Source organism: Sphingomonas sp. GW821-FHT10C01, assembly GCF_059415525.1.
In genome coordinates this window covers 837058-852571 of sequence record NZ_JBWKNK010000001.1, presented here as the reverse complement: position 1 = coordinate 852571, position 15514 = coordinate 837058, and the positions used below count along the sequence as shown (strand labels likewise).

Below are 15514 nucleotides of genomic sequence, written 5' to 3'. Positions count from 1 at the left end.
CCAAGGGGTCCGGCTTTGCGCAACGAGGATTACCGATTAGAGCAATTGACGAAACATGCAGAATCCCGCCGTCATCTCCCGCCCCTTCTTCGAACAGAAGAGCCGCGCCTTCTGGATGCTGCAGGGCGCGGGCTGGGGCGGCTATCTGATGCTGCGCGCGGTTTCGAACTTCTCGAACCGCACGTTCAGCTTCGAGGATCTGATCCGCGTCACGATCGAAGCGATCGTCGGCTATTGCCTCACATTGCTACTCTCTGCGCTATACGGTTACTTCCGCCGCCTCCCCCGCATCACCGGCATCCTCGCGACGATCGCGACGCTCGCCGCCGCGACCCTGGTCTATGCCGTGCTCACCGCCTTCACCGTCTCGGTGATGCGCGGCGATCCAGGGATCGAGATCCCGCTGGTGCTGGGCAGCCTATTCCTGAGCTTCACCGTGCTCGCCGGCTGGTCCGCGCTGTATTTCGGCATCAACTTCTATTTGATCGTCGAGGATCAGATCGACCGGATGGAGATGCTGGAGAGCCAGGCATCGTCGGCGCAGCTCGCGATGCTGCGCTATCAGCTCAACCCGCATTTCCTGTTCAACACGTTGAACTCGATCTCGACGCTGGTGCTGCTCAAGCAGACCGATCGCGCCAATGCGATGCTCGCGCGCCTGTCCAACTTCCTGCGCTACACGCTCGCCAACGAACCGACCGCGCATGTCACCGTGGCGCAGGAGGTGGAGACGCTGAAACTCTATCTCGAAATCGAGAAGATGCGGTTCGAGGATCGACTGAAACCGACCTTCGACATCGATCCGCGCGTGGTGAAGGCGCGCCTGCCCTCGCTGCTGCTCCAGCCCCTAGTCGAGAATGCGATCAAATATGCCGTCACGCCGCAGGAAGAGGGCGCCGAAATCGCCGTCGCCGCTCGGCTCACCGGCGATCGGGTGCAGATCACCGTATCGGATACCGGACCGGGATTGATCGAGGGCAAGAACCGGCCAAGCCTTTCAACCGGGGTCGGGCTCACCAATATAAGGGAACGTCTGGCACAGGCTTTCGGGCCGGATCATCGGTTTGACGCGCGGTCGGACCCCGGCAGGGGTTTCCGCGTCGAAATCGAGATTCCGTTCCAGGTCGAGGAGCAAGCGAGAGAGGCGGCCTGACCGGAACCGCACCGTAACAAACTCGTTGGGGCATGAAGTACGGGGGATTGTTTGCGTAGCCTCGAATATCGAAGCGGCGCCGAATGAGAGTAAAGTGAAACCATGACGATCCGCACCATTCTGGTCGATGACGAACCCTTGGCGATCCAGGGCCTCGAACTACGACTCCAGACGCATGAAGATGTCGAAATCATCGACAAGTGCCAGAACGGGCGCGAGGCGATCCGCGCGATCAAGACGCACAAGCCCGACCTTGTCTTCCTCGACATCCAAATGCCCGGTTTCGACGGCTTCTCGGTCGTTCAGGGGCTGATGGAGGTCGAACCGCCGCTGTTCGTGTTCGTCACCGCCTATTCGGATCATGCGATCCGCGCGTTCGAGGCGAACGCGATGGACTATCTGATGAAGCCGGTCGACGAGGCGCGCCTTGCCGACACGCTTGAGCGGGTGCGTCAGCGCCTGACCGAGAAGCGCGGTGTCGAGGAAGTCGAGAAGCTCAAGGAAGTGCTCGCCGAAGTCGCGCCCGATGCGGCCGAGGAACTGGCGTCCGGCGACACCGCCGAGGTCGCGTCGAACCGCTACGAGAAGCTGATCAACATCAAGGATCGCGGCCAGATCTTTCGCGTCGATGTCGATACGATCGAGGTGGTCGAGGCCGCCGGCGACTATATGTGCATCAAGACCGCGGACAATACGCTGGTGCTGCGCGAAACGATGAAGGATCTGGAGAAGCGGCTCGATCCGCGCCGCTTCCAGCGCGTCCACCGCTCGACCATCGTCAATCTCGACCAGGTCAAGCAGGTCAAGCCGCATACCAATGGCGAGTGTTTCCTGGTGCTTGATTCAGGGTCGCAAGTGAAGGTCAGCCGATCGTACCGCGACGTGGTGGCACGCTTCGTCCACTGACAAAGCTTCGCCGGACGGTCGTTTGTCGGCAAGAAACAGGATTGTTCCCCATTCGTTCCGGCAGTAGAACTGCCGGAAACAGGAGGAATCGATGACCGCGAAATTCGATCGTTTCGCCGCGCTGCATGAACCGCGCGCGCCGCTGGTGCTGTTCAACATCTGGGACGCGGGATCGGCAAAGGCCGTCGCGGCCGCGGGCGCGCCAGCGCTCGCCACCGGCAGCGCGTCGGTCGCCGGGGCCAATGGCTTCGGCGATGGCGAGGCCGTGCCGCTCGACTTCGTGCTGGAGAATGCCGCGCGAATCGCCGCGTCGGTCGATGTGCCGGTAACGATCGATTTCGAGGGCGGCTATGCGGTCGACCCGGCGGGCGTCGCGGCCAATTTCGTGCGCCTCGCCGCGACCGGCGCGATCGGCTGCAATTTCGAGGATCAGGTTGTCGGTGGCGAAGGGATCCATCCCTGCGCGGCTCAGGCCGAACGCATCGCGGCGGCCCGCGATGCGGTTGGCCCCGCCTTCTTTATCAACGCACGCACCGATATCTTCCTGCAGGCCAAGGCGGACACGCATGACGAAGCGAAGGTCGACGCCGCGATCGCCCGTGCGCACGCCTATGCCAAGGCCGGCGCCAGCGGCTTCTTTGTCCCCGGTCTCGCCAATCTCGAGCTGCTGGCGCGGGTCTGCTGGGAATCGCCGCTACCGGTGAATTTCATGGCTTTCCCTGGCGCGCCCGATGCGAAGGCCGTGGCCGACGCGGGCGTCGCGCGAATCAGCCACGGACCTTTCCCGTGGCGCGCGGCGATGAAGGGATTGGAAGACGCGGCGCGGGCGGCGTTCAACGGGTGAACCGCAACCCGAACCGTCATCCCGGCCTTGTGCCGGGATCCACGGCTCCCCACGCGATGCCGTTGGCCCTTTGGCCCCGTGCCCGCCTCCAGGCGGATCCCGGCACAAGGCCGGGATGACGGGACAGACTTAAGCTTCTTCCGAAGCCTCGCCTTCACCCTCGGGCGAAGTCTCGAACCATGCCTCGACCGGGCCGCTGAGCTTGATCGTCAGCGGATTGCCCTTGCGGTCGGTCTTCTTGCCCAGCTGGACGCGGATCCAGCCTTCGGAGATGCAATATTCCTCGACGTCGCGGCGCTGCACGTCCTTGAAACGGATGCCGATGCCACGCTGAAGCAGCGTCTGGTCGAAATGGGGGCTCTTCGGATTGACCGAGAGCCGGTCGGGAGGAGTGTCGCTCATGGCGCGCGGCTCTAACCGAACAAGCGGACAAACAAAAGCGGCGCGGGAACAAACCCGCGCCGCCCTTGCTGTCGCTGTGCCCAAGGTCCAGGGGCGGTCAGCGGCAGTAGCGCACGTTCACCCGGCGACCCAGATACGGGTCGTACACCCGGCGGACCGAACAGCCGCGCCAGCCGCGCTGCTCGTAATGGCGATAGTAATAGCCATCGCGCGGGTAATAGCCCCGGTTGTTGTAATAGGGTTTGTCGTAATCATAATAGTTACGATCATAGTCGTAATAGCGACGATCGTAGCTGTCATAATAGCGATCGTTGTAACGGTCGCGATAACGATCCCGGCCCGAACCCGCGATCGCCGCGCCGATCACGACACCGGCTATGCCGGCTGCAACGGCGACGCCGGTATTGTCGCGGTCGCGATGACGATAGCGCTGCGCCTCCGCAGGCGCGGCCGCGGTGAGCGCGGTGGCGCCAAGCGTCAGTCCGAGCACCGCCTTGGTGATGGTCTGCATGACTTCCTCCTCGTGCAAAGCTGCACCTGTCGACGCCGGAAACGCATATGCGGGCGCCTTGGATGCATATCTGCCCGATTCGATCTGAACTGTCCCAAAATCGCGTGTTCACTTGCGGTTTATGGAGCTTTGGCGTTTGAAGGCGGCGCCAGCCGACACAAAGCAATAAGGAACCCCTCAATGAACCTCTGGCTGATGAAGTCCGAACCCGACGTTTTCAGCTGGGATGACCTGGTCCGTGACGGCAAGACCGAATGGGACGGGGTACGCAACTACACCGCCGCCGGAAACCTGCGCGCGATGAAGGTCGGCGACCGCGCCTTTTTCTATCACAGCAATATCGGGCTTCAGATCGTCGGCATCATGGAAGTGAGCCGCGAGGCAAAGCCCGACGGCGAGGGCAAGCACTGGGTCTCGGTCGAAATGAAACCGGTCGAACCGCTGGCCAATCCGGTCACACTCAAGCAGGTGAAGGCCGAACCGAAGCTCGCCGAGATGGAGCTGGTCAAATTCTCGCGCCTCTCGGTCGGCAAGGTCACACCCGACGAGTGGAAGCAGGTTATCGACATGTCGAAGGCGTAACGACCCGCCAACGGGTTCCCCTCGCGACCCCTCGCCGCTAGGGAAGATACTTAATGCCCGCCGACGACCCCGTGATCGCCGGCCGCTTCGACGGTCTGGAGCATCGTTTCCCGGTTCGTGTCTATTTCGAGGACACGGACCTGTCGGGGGTGGTTTATCACGCCAATTATCTGCGCTTCATGGAGCGCGCGCGATCGGACATGCTGCGCCTGGCCGGGATCGACCAGCGCGCCGCGCATGAGGCGGGCGACGGCGCCTATGCCGTCACACGGATGCAACTGCGCTTTGCCGCACCGGCACGGCTCGACGACGCGCTGATCGTCGTCAGCCGGCTGGTCCGCATACGCGCGGCGTCCGTCGATATTCAGCAAAGAGTCATGCGGCACGACGAATTGCTGGTTCAAGCAGAGGTCGAGGCCGCGTTCGTGGCGCCCAACGGGCGCCCACGGCGGCAACCGGCCCATTGGGTGGACGCGTTCGTGCCGCTTGTAACGATGGGGAATTGAGCGACACATGGACTGGTTCATTAATACCAACGCGCACACGTCGGTGATCGGCCTGTTCCTGCAGGCCAAATGGGACGTGCAGGCGGTGATGATCGGCCTTCTGATCGCCAGCATCTGGACCTGGGCGATCATCTTCTCCCTGCGCGGGCGCATCGCCGCCGCGCGCAAGTCGACCGAAGCGTTCGAGCAGAATTACCGCAAGAGCGACGATATCGACGTCTTCTACCGCATGCATGGCGATGCCGCCCATCCGGTCGCGCGCGTCTTCGCCGCCGGCGTTACCGAATGGCGTCGCTCGACCGGCGGCCGCGCGCTCGACAAGGAAGGCACCCGGGAACGGCTGGCAACCACGATGGGCGCCGCCGTCGCGCATGAGGTCGACAAGCTGTCCGACCGGCTCAACATCCTCGCCACGATCGGCTCGGTCGCGCCGTTCGTCGGCCTGTTCGGCACCGTGCTCGGCATCATGCGCAGCTTCACCGCGATCGCGGGCGAGCAGAGCACCTCGCTCGCCGTCGTCGCGCCGGGCATCGCCGAAGCGCTGCTGGCCACCGCGATCGGCCTGTTCGCCGCGATCCCCGCGGTGATCGCGTACAACCGCTTCAGCCACGGCATCAACCGGGTCGAGGCGCACCTCAACCGCTTCGCCGACGGCTTCCACGCGACACTCAGCCGCCAGCTCGACGGCGGGCCGACACCCGGCAAGCTCTGATGGGCGCGAAACTCCCCTCCGCGCGCGGCAAGGGCCGGCGCGCGCCGATCGCGGACATCAACGTCACGCCGCTGGTCGACGTGATGCTGGTGCTGCTGATCATCTTCATGGTCACCGCGCCCTTGCTCACCGCCGGGGTCCAGGTGAACCTGCCCGAAAGCCGCGCCAAGCCGCTCGAGCAGGATCAGAAGCCGGTCCAGATCACGATCGACCCGCAGGGCAAGCTCTATCTCGACAACAGCGAAGTCACCGAGGAAGGCCTGCCCGCCCTGCTCGAGGGGATCGCCAGCCAGAACGCCGACGACAAGCCGCAAGTCTATCTGCGCGCCGACCTGCGCCTCGAATATGGCAAGGTCATGCGGGTGATGGGTGAGCTCAACCGCGCCGGGCTGAACAAGGTGTCGCTGGTGACCGCCCCGGTGGACGGCGGCTGATGGCATTGGCGATCGACCGGCGCGAGGGAGCGGGACTTGGCCTGGCGGTGCTGGGCCATGTGGTCCTGCTCGGCGTGCTCGCATTCGGTCTGATCCCCAAGCATGAGCCGGAGAAGATCGAGGCGACCCCGATCGAAATCTCGCTGACCGACGAGGTCAGCCTCAAGAGCGAAGCGCCGGTCGTCAACAACGAGCCGCCCGCCGAACGCCTGGCCGAGGTCCCCGCCCCGCCCGAGCCCGTCACCCCACCCCCGGTGGCGCAGCCCGAGCCCGAGCCGGTGGTGCGTCCCAACCCCGCTCCACCCAAGCCCGAACCGCGCCCCGCGCCCAGAAAGCCCGAGCCGAAAAAGGCCGAGCCGAAAAAGGCCAGCGCCCCCGCGCCCAAGGCCCCCGCGCAGCCAACCAAGCGCGAGGTCCGCCCGACCGGCCGCCTCACCGGCATCGTCAACGGCCTCACCGACCAGCCGAGCAAGGGCAAGGCGACGACGCCTCCGGCCGCCGTCGCCGGCCCGGACGTCCGCGCGTCGATCTTCGGCGCTATCCGTCGGCAGGTGAAACCCCATTGGCGCTCGCCCACTGGCGCCGACGTCGACAAGCTGGTGACCAAGATCGAGGTTCGCCTGAACCGCGACGGCTCGCTCGCCGCCACACCGCGTTTCGTCGATCAGGACGGCCAGACCGACAGCAACGCGCCGCAGCAGCAGCTCCATCGCGAGCGCGCGATCAACGCCATCAAGCTGGCAGCCCCATTCCGCGGGCTGCCGGAAGAATATTACGATGCCTGGAAGGGCTTCGTCCTGTCCTTTGACCGGAGGCTGTAACATGAAGGTCCGCTTGCTTATCTCCACGGCCGCTTTGGTCATTTCGGCTGCTGTTCCGGCGGTCGCTCAGGTCGGCCCGCCGGTGGTAGAGGCACCGCAGCAGGCGTCCGACGGCCAGCTTCCGGTGATCGACGTCACCGACGAATCGGCACAGGACATGTCGATCCTGGTCCCCGCCATGCCGACGGCGCAGGCGGTGGACACGCCCGCGGGCAGCACCGAGGCGCTGGGCCGGCAGATCGCCGAGGTGGTCGCCGCCGATCTGCGCAACACCGGCCTGTTCAAGCCGGTCGGCCCGAACGGCGTCCGCGCGCCCGGCATGGCCGATGTTCGCGCACCCGACTTCCCCTATTGGCGCAACGGCAGCGCGCAGGCGCTGGTGCAGGGCTATGTCCAGGCGGGCGCGGGCGGGCGACTGACCGTCGGCTGCTATCTCTACGACGTCGCGCTGGGCACCCAGGTAACCCGCGCCGGGTTCGAGGTCGGCCCGTCCGACTGGCGCCGCGCCGCGCATAAATGCGCGGACTCGGTCTATTCGCGCCTCACCGGCGAAGGCCCCTATTTCGACAGCCGTGTCGTTTATGTCTCGGAGACCGGCCCCAAGAACAAGCGCATCAAGCGCCTCGCGATCATGGATCAGGACGGCGCCAACCACCGCTTCCTGACCAACGGCCAGTCGATCGTGCTGACCCCGCGTCTGTCGCCCGACGACCGCCGCATCGCTTACATGAGCTATCAGGGCGACAAGCCCGCCCTCTATGTCTACGACCTGTCGAACGGCACCCAGCGGCTGCTCGTCACCAATGTCAGCATGGCCTTCGCGCCGCGCTTCTCGCCCGACGGCAAGTGGATCCTCTTCACCATGTCGACCGCGGGCAATGCCGATGTCTATCGCGTCGCCACCGCCGGCGGCTCGCCGCAGCGGCTGACCAACGGCCCGGGGATCGACACCGGCGGCAGCTATTCGCCCGACGGCAGCAAGATCGTGTTCGAAAGCGACCGTTCGGGCACGCAGCAGCTCTATGTGATGAACGCCGACGGATCGAACCCGCAGCGGATCAGCTTCGGCGGCGGGCGCTACGCCACGCCGGTATGGAGCCCGCGCGGCGACCTGATCGCCTTCACCCGCATGGGCGGCGGCTTCCGCATCGGTGTGATGAGCCCGTCGGGCAGCGGCGAGAAATTGCTGACCGAAGCCTGGGGCGACGAGGGGCCGAGCTGGTCGCCGAACGGCCGCGTGCTGATGTTCTATCGCGGCGCCCAGGGCCGTGCGGGCAAGGCCGATGTCTGGTCGGTGGACCTGACCGGCAGCAACGCGCGCCGCATCCCGACTCCGCTCGATGGATCCGATCCAGCCTGGGGACCGTTACGTCCCTGAACCAATTCCGACCACCCAATCTGTAAATGCCTAGGGAGATACGACCAATGGCAAAGCTTAGAACCGCTCTCATCATCGCGTCGATGGCCGTCGCCGTCGCGGGTTGCTCGAAGAAGCGCCCCGAAACCCTGCCGCCCGGCCCGGGCGAGGTCGATACCGGCCCGACCACGCCCGGCCCCGACACGGGCACCGGCGTCCAGCCCGGCACCGCCGCACACTTCAAGCAGAACGTGTCGAGCGACACCGTGCTGTTCGGTCTCGACCAGTATGACATCGACGCCCAGGCGCGCACGATCCTCGACAGCCAGGCACAGTGGCTGACGCAATATCCGAACACGCGCATCACGCTGGAAGGTCATGCCGACGAGCGCGGCACGCGCGAATACAACCTCGCGCTGGGCGATCGTCGCGCCAACGCCGCCAAGAACTATCTGGCGGCGCGCGGCGTCTCGGCGACGCGCATCACCACGATCAGCTACGGCAAGGAACGTCCGATCGCGCTCGGCTCGGACGAGCAGAGCTGGGCGCAGAACCGCCGCGCGGTGACCGTCGTCATCAACTGATCGTCCTTCGCGGATAAACAAAGGGGCGCGGACCGCAAGGTTCGCGCCCCTTTTTCGCGGGTGCGACGGCGGCTCAGCCGGCCGGCGCGTTGATCGCCAGCTGCGCGGCAAAGGCCCGCTGATAGGCCGGACGCGCCTCGCCCCGCGCGACATAGGCGGCAAGCGCGGGAAACTCGTCCAATATCCCCGACATCCGCAGGCGAAGCAGTACCGAAACCATCATGAGGTCGCCCGCGCTGAATGCGCCGTCGAGCCATTCGGCATCGCCCAGATGGTCGGACAACTGCGCCAGCCTGGCGCGGACCCGGTCCATCACCAGCGGCATGCGTTCCTGCGCCCAGGGCATGTCGCGTTCATGGATCCGCGCGTTGGAAAGATCGAAGATCGGCGCCTCGACCGTGTTGAGCGCCGCGAACATCCACATGACCGCCCGGGCGCGACCATTTGTGTCCGCCGGCAACAACCCGTCATGCGTCTGCGCGATGTGCAGGACGATCGCGCCGGTCTCGAACAGCACCAGTCCTCCCGCTTCATAGGTCGGGATCGCGCCGAAGGGGTTCAGCGCCAGATGCGACGGTGCCTTCATACCCGCAAAGGAGACGAGGCGAACGTCATAGGGCTGGCCGACCTCCTCGAACGCCCAGCGCACACGGGTGTCGCGCGCCAGTCCCTTGCCGCCATCGGGCGATCGGTCAAAGGCGGTAATTGTGGGATTCATCGCGTCCATCTCCTTGCTCGAGCCGGAGGAAGTTCCGGCTCACATGATGACGACGAACGCGCGTGCCGGAAATCGACATTTCGAACGCAACCAACCGTTCGATCGATCTTTGAAGTGTCCTGAAGGCTGACCCGATATCGCGCCGACATTGCCATTTTCGATCTATAGATGAGCCATGGTCCACGCCGTCCTCGTCACCATCGGTTCTCTGGGGGATCTGCACCCCTTCATCGCGATCGGTCGCGCGCTCACCGCTCAGGGGCATCACGCCACGCTGGCGGTTCCGGAAGACGCGGTTGCGAAGGTGAAGGCCGCCGGGCTTGACGCCGCCGCGATCCTGCCAAGCTATGCTTCGATCTGCGAACGGTTGGGGTTAAGCCGGGAAGCAGTAGCGGCGAGAGTGCTCGCCGACACCAACTTCGTGCTCGACGAAATCCTCATGCCTTCCTTGCAGGCGAGCACGGCTGCGCTCGACGAGCTGTCAGCGGGCGCGGACGTGATGGCGGGATCGATCTTCGCCTTCGCGGCGGATATCGTGGCCGAGAAGCGTCGCCTGCCTTTGGCGACCATCGTGCTTCAGCCGATGTCGCTGTTCTCCGCCTGGGACCCGCCGATCGCGCCTCACTTCGAGCGCATGCGACATCGTCCGCGAACCGGCCTTGGCCGGGGCTGGAACCGGATGATCTACGCGTTTGTGCGCGCGACGCTGCGGCATCGATATGCGCGACGAATCGATGCGGTGCGCGCAGAGCATGGACTGCGGCCGATCCGCGGCGCACCCATGCTGGACCACGGGCCAGCCACCGCAACCGTCCTTTGCTGCTGGTCTTCGGTTCTGGGCACGCTCCCGCCGGATGCGCCGGGCAATGCCGCGCTCATCGGCTTTCCGTTCTTCGACAGCGAAAGCGGAGCCGATGAGGCAATTGCGCCGGAACTGGACGCCTTCCTCCGGGAAGGCGAACCGCCACTGATCTTCACGCTGGGGTCCTTTGCCGTCGCTTCCGCGGGGACCTTCTACGAAGAAGCGGCGATCGCAAGTCGACGATTGGGCATGCGTGCATTGATGCTGACGGGGGAGCCCGGGGCCCCGCGCCGTGACGGCGACTGTCTTTTCACCGGCTACGCGCCGCATTCCCTCGTCTTCCCCCTCGCCGCTGCGGTCATTCACCACGGCGGCGTCGGGACGACCGGGCAGGCACTTCGCGCCGGCTGCCCGCAGATCATCGTGCCTCACTTTGGAGATCAGTTCGACAACGCGGCACGCTTGCAAGCGGCGGGTATCGGCTTGACGATCCGTCGCGAGGAGTTCGGGGCAAGCCATGTTGCGGACACCCTGTCACGTGCGTTTTCCACCTCCTCCATGCGGAATGCGGCGTACCGGGCGGCGGACGTCATCGTGAACGAAAATGCGTCGGCCGACGCCGCCCGTCGCATCGTCGCCCTTTGCGGCTGACGACAGCGTCCCGCCGTTCCGGCCAGAAAGCCGCCAACCATAATCCACCCGATAAGGTTCCCCACACGCCTCGACGGTTTCGAACAAACAAAGAACTTTCCTACATCGTTTCGAAGCGCGCATAGACTGGTCGATGCGCGACTCAGATCTTCCCGCCTTCTCCGAATTCGCGATCCCCGAATTCGCCCCTGTGCCGCTCAAACGGAGCCGCCGGGACGGCTGGACTCCCGCGCGCCAGCACGCCTTCATCGTCACACTGGCCAACACCGGCTGCGTGGCGGCAGCCGCACGTTCGGCCGGAATGGGCGTGACCTCGGCTTATGCGCTGCGCAAACGCCCAGGGGCTTCCGCGTTCGCCGCTGCCTGGGACATTGTGCTCCGCGATGCCCGGCACCGCGCGCTCGAAGTCGCGATGCGGACGGTCTTTGCCGGGGCGATCGTACCGCAAACCTATCGCGGCAATTTCACCGGCACGCTGATCCGCAAGGACGACATTCACGCCACGCTCGCGGCGCTGCGGGCAGTCTCGGCCCTCTCGGCGCCGGCCACGCCAAAGTGAAAAAACCGCGCGATATGCCTTCACTTTGCCCGTCGCCGATTCCGCTTGCGCCTCCCGGAATTCGATATAAAACTGATATCATAATTAACCGGAGGCAAACATGTCCGATTCGAACCCCCGCGCGCTTCGCAGCAGCGCCGAGCGCCCCGCATCCACCGCCAGCGGCTATGCGATGCTGCTGGTCATCCTGATCGCGCTGGTCGCGATCGGTTTCTCGGTTCCTCAGGTCAAGGACACGCTATGGGCCCAACTGGCCCTGCCGGCCGGCCTGATCACGCTCAGCTTCGTCGCCTGCGGCTTCTACCTGCTCCAGCCCAACCAGGCCGCGGCGATCCTGCTGTTCGGCGAATATCAGGGCACCGATCGCACCAACGGCCTGCGCTGGGCATGGCCGTGGCTGATCAAGAAGAAGGTGTCGGTCCGCATTCACAACATCACCTCGGAACGGCTCAAGGTGAACGACCTGCGCGGCAATCCGATCGAGATCGCATCGAACGTGGTTTGGCGCGTCGCCGACACCGCCCAGGCGCTGTTCGACGTCGACGACTATCGCGAGTTCGTCCACATCCAGATCGAGAGCGCCGTCCGCGCCATCGGCTCGCGCTATCCCTATGACGACTTCACGCATGAGGAGATCACGCTGCGCGGCAATGCCGATCATGTCAGCGAGGAGTTGCGCGTCGAACTGCAAGAGCGAGTAGAGATGGCCGGCGTCCATATCGACGAATGCCGGCTCACCCACCTCGCCTATGCGCAGGAGATCGCCCAGGCGATGCTCCGTCGCCAGCAGGCCGAAGCCGTGGTCGCCGCGCGCAAGACGCTGGTCGAGGGTGCGGTCGGCATGGTCGAGATGGCGCTCGAGCAGCTCTCCGAGAAGAACGTCGTCGAGCTGGATGACGAGCGTCGCGCGGCCATGGTCTCCAACCTGATGGTCGTGCTCTGCTCGGAACGTGACACCCAGCCGGTGGTGAACGCAGGCTCGCTCTACCAGTAACCCTGTCATGAGCGTCCCACCCAAAAAGGCATTCCCGCTCCGCCTCGATCCCGCGCTCTACGCGGCGATCGAGCGGAGCGCGGCGACCGACCTGCGCAGCGTCAATGCGCAGGTGGAGTGCCTGTTGCGCGAGGCGCTGGCCCGGCGCGGCGTCAAGCTTGCGGAACCGGTTCGCGCCAAGCGTGGCCGGCCTGCCAAGGACCCGGCCAAGGAGGAGAGTTGAGATGCGCTCCAATCAATGCCCCAAATGCCAGAGCTCGATGGCGGAGGGGTTCATCCTCACCGAACGCAGCAGCGTGTCGGCCCTGCTCAGCTGGTCGCGCGGCACCCCACGCAAGAAGTGGTGGGGTGTCAAATCCGGCGAGGGCAAGCCGATCGAGATCAGCGCCCTGCGCTGCCAGCGCTGTGGCTTCCTCGAAAACTACGCGCGCATCTAGCGCATCGTCCAACACAAGGAGGTTGATCTGATGATCGCATTGTTCGCCCGCCGGGAGCACCTGCCCCGCCTCGCCGGCATCTCGATCCTGCTGCTGATCGCCGGCCTCGCCGCCGCGCTGCTGTCATGAGCACCTATCGCGACGCGCTCAAGGTGCGTAAGGGCTATTGGTTCGCGCAGAAGCTCTATGGCTATGGCGCGGTGCCGGTGACCTGGCAGGGCTGGCTGAGCACACTAAGCTATGTCGCGCTGGTCGCGTTGCTCGCCTGGCTGATGCCCACCGGCGCGCTCAAGCTGACCGCGATCGTTCCGGTCAGCGCCGCCTATATCTACTTCATCTGGACCAAGACCGATGGCGGTTTCCGCTGGCGCTGGGGGCCGGACAAGAAGGACTGATCAGCGCGCCGGCCGGGCTTCGGCCGGTGGCGGCGGGCCGAACGCCTCGTCGAGCATGCGGGCGAGGCGCAGACCGCCGCGGGTGATCTGCTGGCGCATCACCGGCACCAGCCGCTCGACCGTGGCGTCGTCCATCTTGCCGCGCGGCGGCACGTCGGTGCGGCACGGGTCGCCGCCATAGGCCGCCGCATAGGCTTCCTTGGCGATCTCCCAATTCTCGCGGCTCCAGTCCTCGACCGTGCCCGCCCCGATCGCCGTCCGCTCCGCCGCCGGATAGGCGACGATCAGCGGCGGCGGGGTCGAGATCGCCCGCTCGGCCAGCCAGCCGTCCCAAATGGTGTGGAGGTTCAGCCGCTCGGGTCCATAGACGCCATAGTCCGACCGCGCCCGGTTGCCGCCCAGATCACCCTTGTCCCCGGCGTGCAGCGGCTGGTGCAAATCGCCGACGAAATGGACAAGGAAGGCGAGCGCCATCACCTTTTCGCGGACCGGGACCTTGGGATCCTGCAACAGCTTCACGCCGCGCTCGACTTGCGCCGACACGCAATTGCCGTCGGGGCAATTGCCCTTGAGCGTGAACGGCTTGCAGATGTTCACATTCTGATAGTGCCAGTTATAGGCATAGCTGAACCGCGCGCCGAGCGGCTTGATGCAGTCGGCCCAGACGCTCGCCTGCTCGATCGTCTTCGCCGGACAGGTCGGCGTTTCGAGCAAGCCCTGCTTGGCCAGCATCCGGTCGATCGCCCGCCGCGTTTCGGGCTTCACATTCTTGTAGGCGATCGAGGCGATCGTCTCGTGCCCATATTCCCAATAGGCCATCGCCGGGCTGGCGATGAGCGATGCGGCGAGCGCGACGGCGGCAAGGATGCGACGAATCATGACCGCGACTTAGTCCGCACCGCCGAAAATCGCGACGATCTTCTTCCCGTATGCCGGCCCGGTCAGGGTTCCGGTGGCAAGGAACAGGCGAGTCATTCAGGCCTCCTGCGCGGGACGCGGGCGGTCGCGCCGCTCCATCCTGAGGCCGATCAGCGGCCGCAGCAACGGAATCTCGCGGCCGACACGGTAGAAAATCCAACAGCCGAGCGCGGTCACCGGCACCAGGATCGCAAACTCGGCGAAACCGGGCAGGTCGAGCTTGAGCAGCCAGTACATCGCGACGACGATCACGGTCTGGTGGATGAGATAGAAGGGGAACACCGCCTCGGTCAGCATCGGCCGCAGCCGGTGATCGCGGTTGAGGTATTTCTCCGCGAAGCCGATCATCGCCACGATCGTCATCCAGCACTGGATATAGCGCGCCGCGAGCATCACCCGGCCAACCGCCCAGGGCGGATCGGCGACATAGGCGATGTCGATCGCCACCGACACGACATAACCGGCAAAGCCGATCACCGCCGCCGGCTTCCACAGCCGCGCAATCCACCCCATCACCCGTTCCGATCCCGCCAACGCGAAGCCGAACAGGAAGGCCGGGAAATAGGCGAGATGGGCGATGCCGTCGTTGATCACGTCATGGCTGTCGCTCCAGCGCTGGAACACCACCACCTGGGTGATCAGCAGATAGGCGGTGGGCAGCCACAGCACCCGGGTACCGGCGAACAACCGGTCGAACATGCGCTGGAACCAGCCGCCACCAGGCAGCAGCACGATCAGCGCAAGCGCGAGGGTGTAGAGCCAGAGATAGCCAACGAACCAAAGGTGATTCCAGGTCGGCACGGCGATTCCCGCGAGTTTGCCGAAATACCAGTAATGCTGCGCCCAAAAGGTCCAGTAGTTGAACCAATAACCGTGCTGGGTGGTCAGCTCGACCCAAGTCTGCGGCGGCACGATCACCGCGACGCCGAACAGCAGCGGCACGATCAGCCGCCAGCTGCGGTTGGCGACAAAGCTGCCAGGCTTGCGCGACTTCATCCACAGCGCACGGCTGGCATAGCCCGAGACGAGGAACAGCAGCGTCAATCGCCACGGGCTGGTGAACAGCATCGGCACCGTCACCCACTCAGCGGGTGCCGCGGTCTTCACATGATAGCCCCAGGGCACGAAGACCATGCCGATATGGTAAAGGATCAGGAGCCCGAATGCCCCGACCCGCAGCCAGTCCATGCCATAATGCCGTTCCACCCCCGCGCCTTAGCGCGGCTGA

General features: G+C 65.1%; 21 protein-coding genes. 16 read left to right on the top strand and 5 right to left on the bottom strand.

The features are described 5' to 3' along the window. Window positions 1-55 precede the first annotated feature (55 nt). The 3 genes from AC07M1_RS04080 (at window position 56) to AC07M1_RS04070 (ending at window position 2903) form a co-directional block, all read left to right on the top strand. The gene (locus tag AC07M1_RS04080) at window positions 56-1153 is read left to right on the top strand and encodes a sensor histidine kinase (RefSeq protein WP_495161285.1); all 1098 of its coding nucleotides are present in this window, start codon (window positions 56-58) and stop codon (window positions 1151-1153) included. Window positions 1154-1255: 102 nt separating this feature from the next. Further along, window positions 1256-2059 carry a LytR/AlgR family response regulator transcription factor gene (locus tag AC07M1_RS04075; RefSeq protein WP_495161284.1) on the top strand — a complete coding sequence of 268 codons (804 nt, stop codon included), beginning with the start codon at window positions 1256-1258 and terminating at the stop codon, window positions 2057-2059. Window positions 2060-2150: 91 nt separating this feature from the next. Further along, complete coding sequence (locus AC07M1_RS04070; protein ID WP_495161283.1) at window positions 2151-2903, top strand: isocitrate lyase/PEP mutase family protein; 753 nt, start codon at window positions 2151-2153, stop codon at window positions 2901-2903. Between the two features lie 129 nt (window positions 2904-3032). On the opposite strand, the gene AC07M1_RS04065 is transcribed toward AC07M1_RS04070, so the two are convergent. After that, a complete protein-coding gene (locus tag AC07M1_RS04065; protein ID WP_495161282.1) occupies window positions 3033-3305 on the bottom strand; it encodes a DUF3297 family protein in 273 nt (90 codons plus the stop codon). A 97-nt stretch (window positions 3306-3402) separates the two neighbouring features. Continuing rightward, window positions 3403-3816, bottom strand: coding sequence for a hypothetical protein (locus tag AC07M1_RS04060; RefSeq protein WP_495161281.1), 414 nt, complete (start codon window positions 3814-3816; stop codon window positions 3403-3405). 180 nt (window positions 3817-3996) lie between these two features. Between AC07M1_RS04060 and AC07M1_RS04055 the strand changes: the two genes are divergently transcribed. Genes AC07M1_RS04055 through pal form a run of 7 tightly spaced genes read left to right on the top strand, consistent with a single transcriptional unit; the run spans window position 3997 to window position 8812 of the window. Next, window positions 3997-4398, top strand: a complete 402-nt coding sequence (locus AC07M1_RS04055) for an EVE domain-containing protein (protein ID WP_495161280.1) — start codon at window positions 3997-3999, stop codon at window positions 4396-4398. A gap of 53 nt (window positions 4399-4451) precedes the next feature. Next, window positions 4452-4904 (top strand): tol-pal system-associated acyl-CoA thioesterase, encoded by a 453-nt coding sequence (gene ybgC, locus AC07M1_RS04050; RefSeq protein ID WP_495161279.1) that lies wholly within the window; start codon window positions 4452-4454, stop codon window positions 4902-4904. A gap of 7 nt (window positions 4905-4911) precedes the next feature. Beyond that, window positions 4912-5616 (top strand): protein TolQ, encoded by a 705-nt coding sequence (tolQ, locus tag AC07M1_RS04045; RefSeq protein ID WP_495161278.1) that lies wholly within the window; start codon window positions 4912-4914, stop codon window positions 5614-5616. After that, on the top strand, window positions 5616-6050 hold the full coding sequence (gene tolR, locus AC07M1_RS04040) for a protein TolR (protein ID WP_495161277.1): 435 nt from the start codon (window positions 5616-5618) through the stop codon (window positions 6048-6050). The genes tolQ and tolR overlap by 1 nt, the downstream gene beginning before the upstream one ends. Then, window positions 6050-6871, top strand: coding sequence for a cell envelope integrity protein TolA (gene tolA / locus AC07M1_RS04035; protein WP_495161276.1), 822 nt, complete (start codon window positions 6050-6052; stop codon window positions 6869-6871). Before tolR ends, tolA begins: the two co-directional genes overlap by 1 nt. Window position 6872: 1 nt before the next feature. Next, complete coding sequence (gene tolB, locus AC07M1_RS04030; RefSeq protein WP_495161275.1) at window positions 6873-8249, top strand: Tol-Pal system beta propeller repeat protein TolB; 1377 nt, start codon at window positions 6873-6875, stop codon at window positions 8247-8249. A gap of 47 nt (window positions 8250-8296) precedes the next feature. Further along, window positions 8297-8812, top strand: a complete 516-nt coding sequence (pal, locus tag AC07M1_RS04025; protein WP_495161274.1) for a peptidoglycan-associated lipoprotein Pal — start codon at window positions 8297-8299, stop codon at window positions 8810-8812. Between the two features lie 73 nt (window positions 8813-8885). On the opposite strand, the gene AC07M1_RS04020 is transcribed toward pal, so the two are convergent. Beyond that, the gene (locus AC07M1_RS04020; RefSeq protein ID WP_495161273.1) at window positions 8886-9530 is read right to left on the bottom strand and encodes a glutathione S-transferase family protein; all 645 of its coding nucleotides are present in this window, start codon (window positions 9528-9530) and stop codon (window positions 8886-8888) included. A 175-nt stretch (window positions 9531-9705) separates the two neighbouring features. Between AC07M1_RS04020 and AC07M1_RS04015 the strand changes: the two genes are divergently transcribed. The 6 genes from AC07M1_RS04015 (at window position 9706) to AC07M1_RS03990 (ending at window position 13368) form a co-directional block, all read left to right on the top strand. After that, complete coding sequence (locus tag AC07M1_RS04015; protein ID WP_495161272.1) at window positions 9706-10983, top strand: glycosyltransferase; 1278 nt, start codon at window positions 9706-9708, stop codon at window positions 10981-10983. Window positions 10984-11116: 133 nt separating this feature from the next. After that, window positions 11117-11542: a hypothetical protein gene (locus AC07M1_RS04010; RefSeq protein ID WP_495161271.1), complete on the top strand. Its 426-nt coding sequence runs from the start codon at window positions 11117-11119 to the stop codon at window positions 11540-11542. Window positions 11543-11642: 100 nt separating this feature from the next. Further along, window positions 11643-12536 carry an SPFH domain-containing protein gene (locus AC07M1_RS04005; protein WP_495161270.1) on the top strand — a complete coding sequence of 298 codons (894 nt, stop codon included), beginning with the start codon at window positions 11643-11645 and terminating at the stop codon, window positions 12534-12536. A gap of 7 nt (window positions 12537-12543) precedes the next feature. Then, window positions 12544-12759, top strand: a complete 216-nt coding sequence (locus AC07M1_RS04000; RefSeq protein WP_495161269.1) for a type II toxin-antitoxin system antitoxin — start codon at window positions 12544-12546, stop codon at window positions 12757-12759. Between the two features lies 1 nt (window position 12760). After that, complete coding sequence (locus AC07M1_RS03995) at window positions 12761-12973, top strand: hypothetical protein (RefSeq protein ID WP_495161268.1); 213 nt, start codon at window positions 12761-12763, stop codon at window positions 12971-12973. 125 nt (window positions 12974-13098) lie between these two features. Beyond that, window positions 13099-13368 carry a hypothetical protein gene (locus AC07M1_RS03990; protein WP_495161267.1) on the top strand — a complete coding sequence of 90 codons (270 nt, stop codon included), beginning with the start codon at window positions 13099-13101 and terminating at the stop codon, window positions 13366-13368. On the opposite strand, the gene AC07M1_RS03985 is transcribed toward AC07M1_RS03990, so the two are convergent. Both AC07M1_RS03985 and AC07M1_RS03980 read right to left on the bottom strand, forming a co-directional pair. Beyond that, window positions 13369-14247, bottom strand: coding sequence for a S1/P1 nuclease (locus AC07M1_RS03985; protein WP_495161266.1), 879 nt, complete (start codon window positions 14245-14247; stop codon window positions 13369-13371). 96 nt (window positions 14248-14343) lie between these two features. After that, the gene (locus AC07M1_RS03980; RefSeq protein WP_495161265.1) at window positions 14344-15492 is read right to left on the bottom strand and encodes an acyltransferase family protein; all 1149 of its coding nucleotides are present in this window, start codon (window positions 15490-15492) and stop codon (window positions 14344-14346) included. Window positions 15493-15514 lie beyond the last annotated feature (22 nt).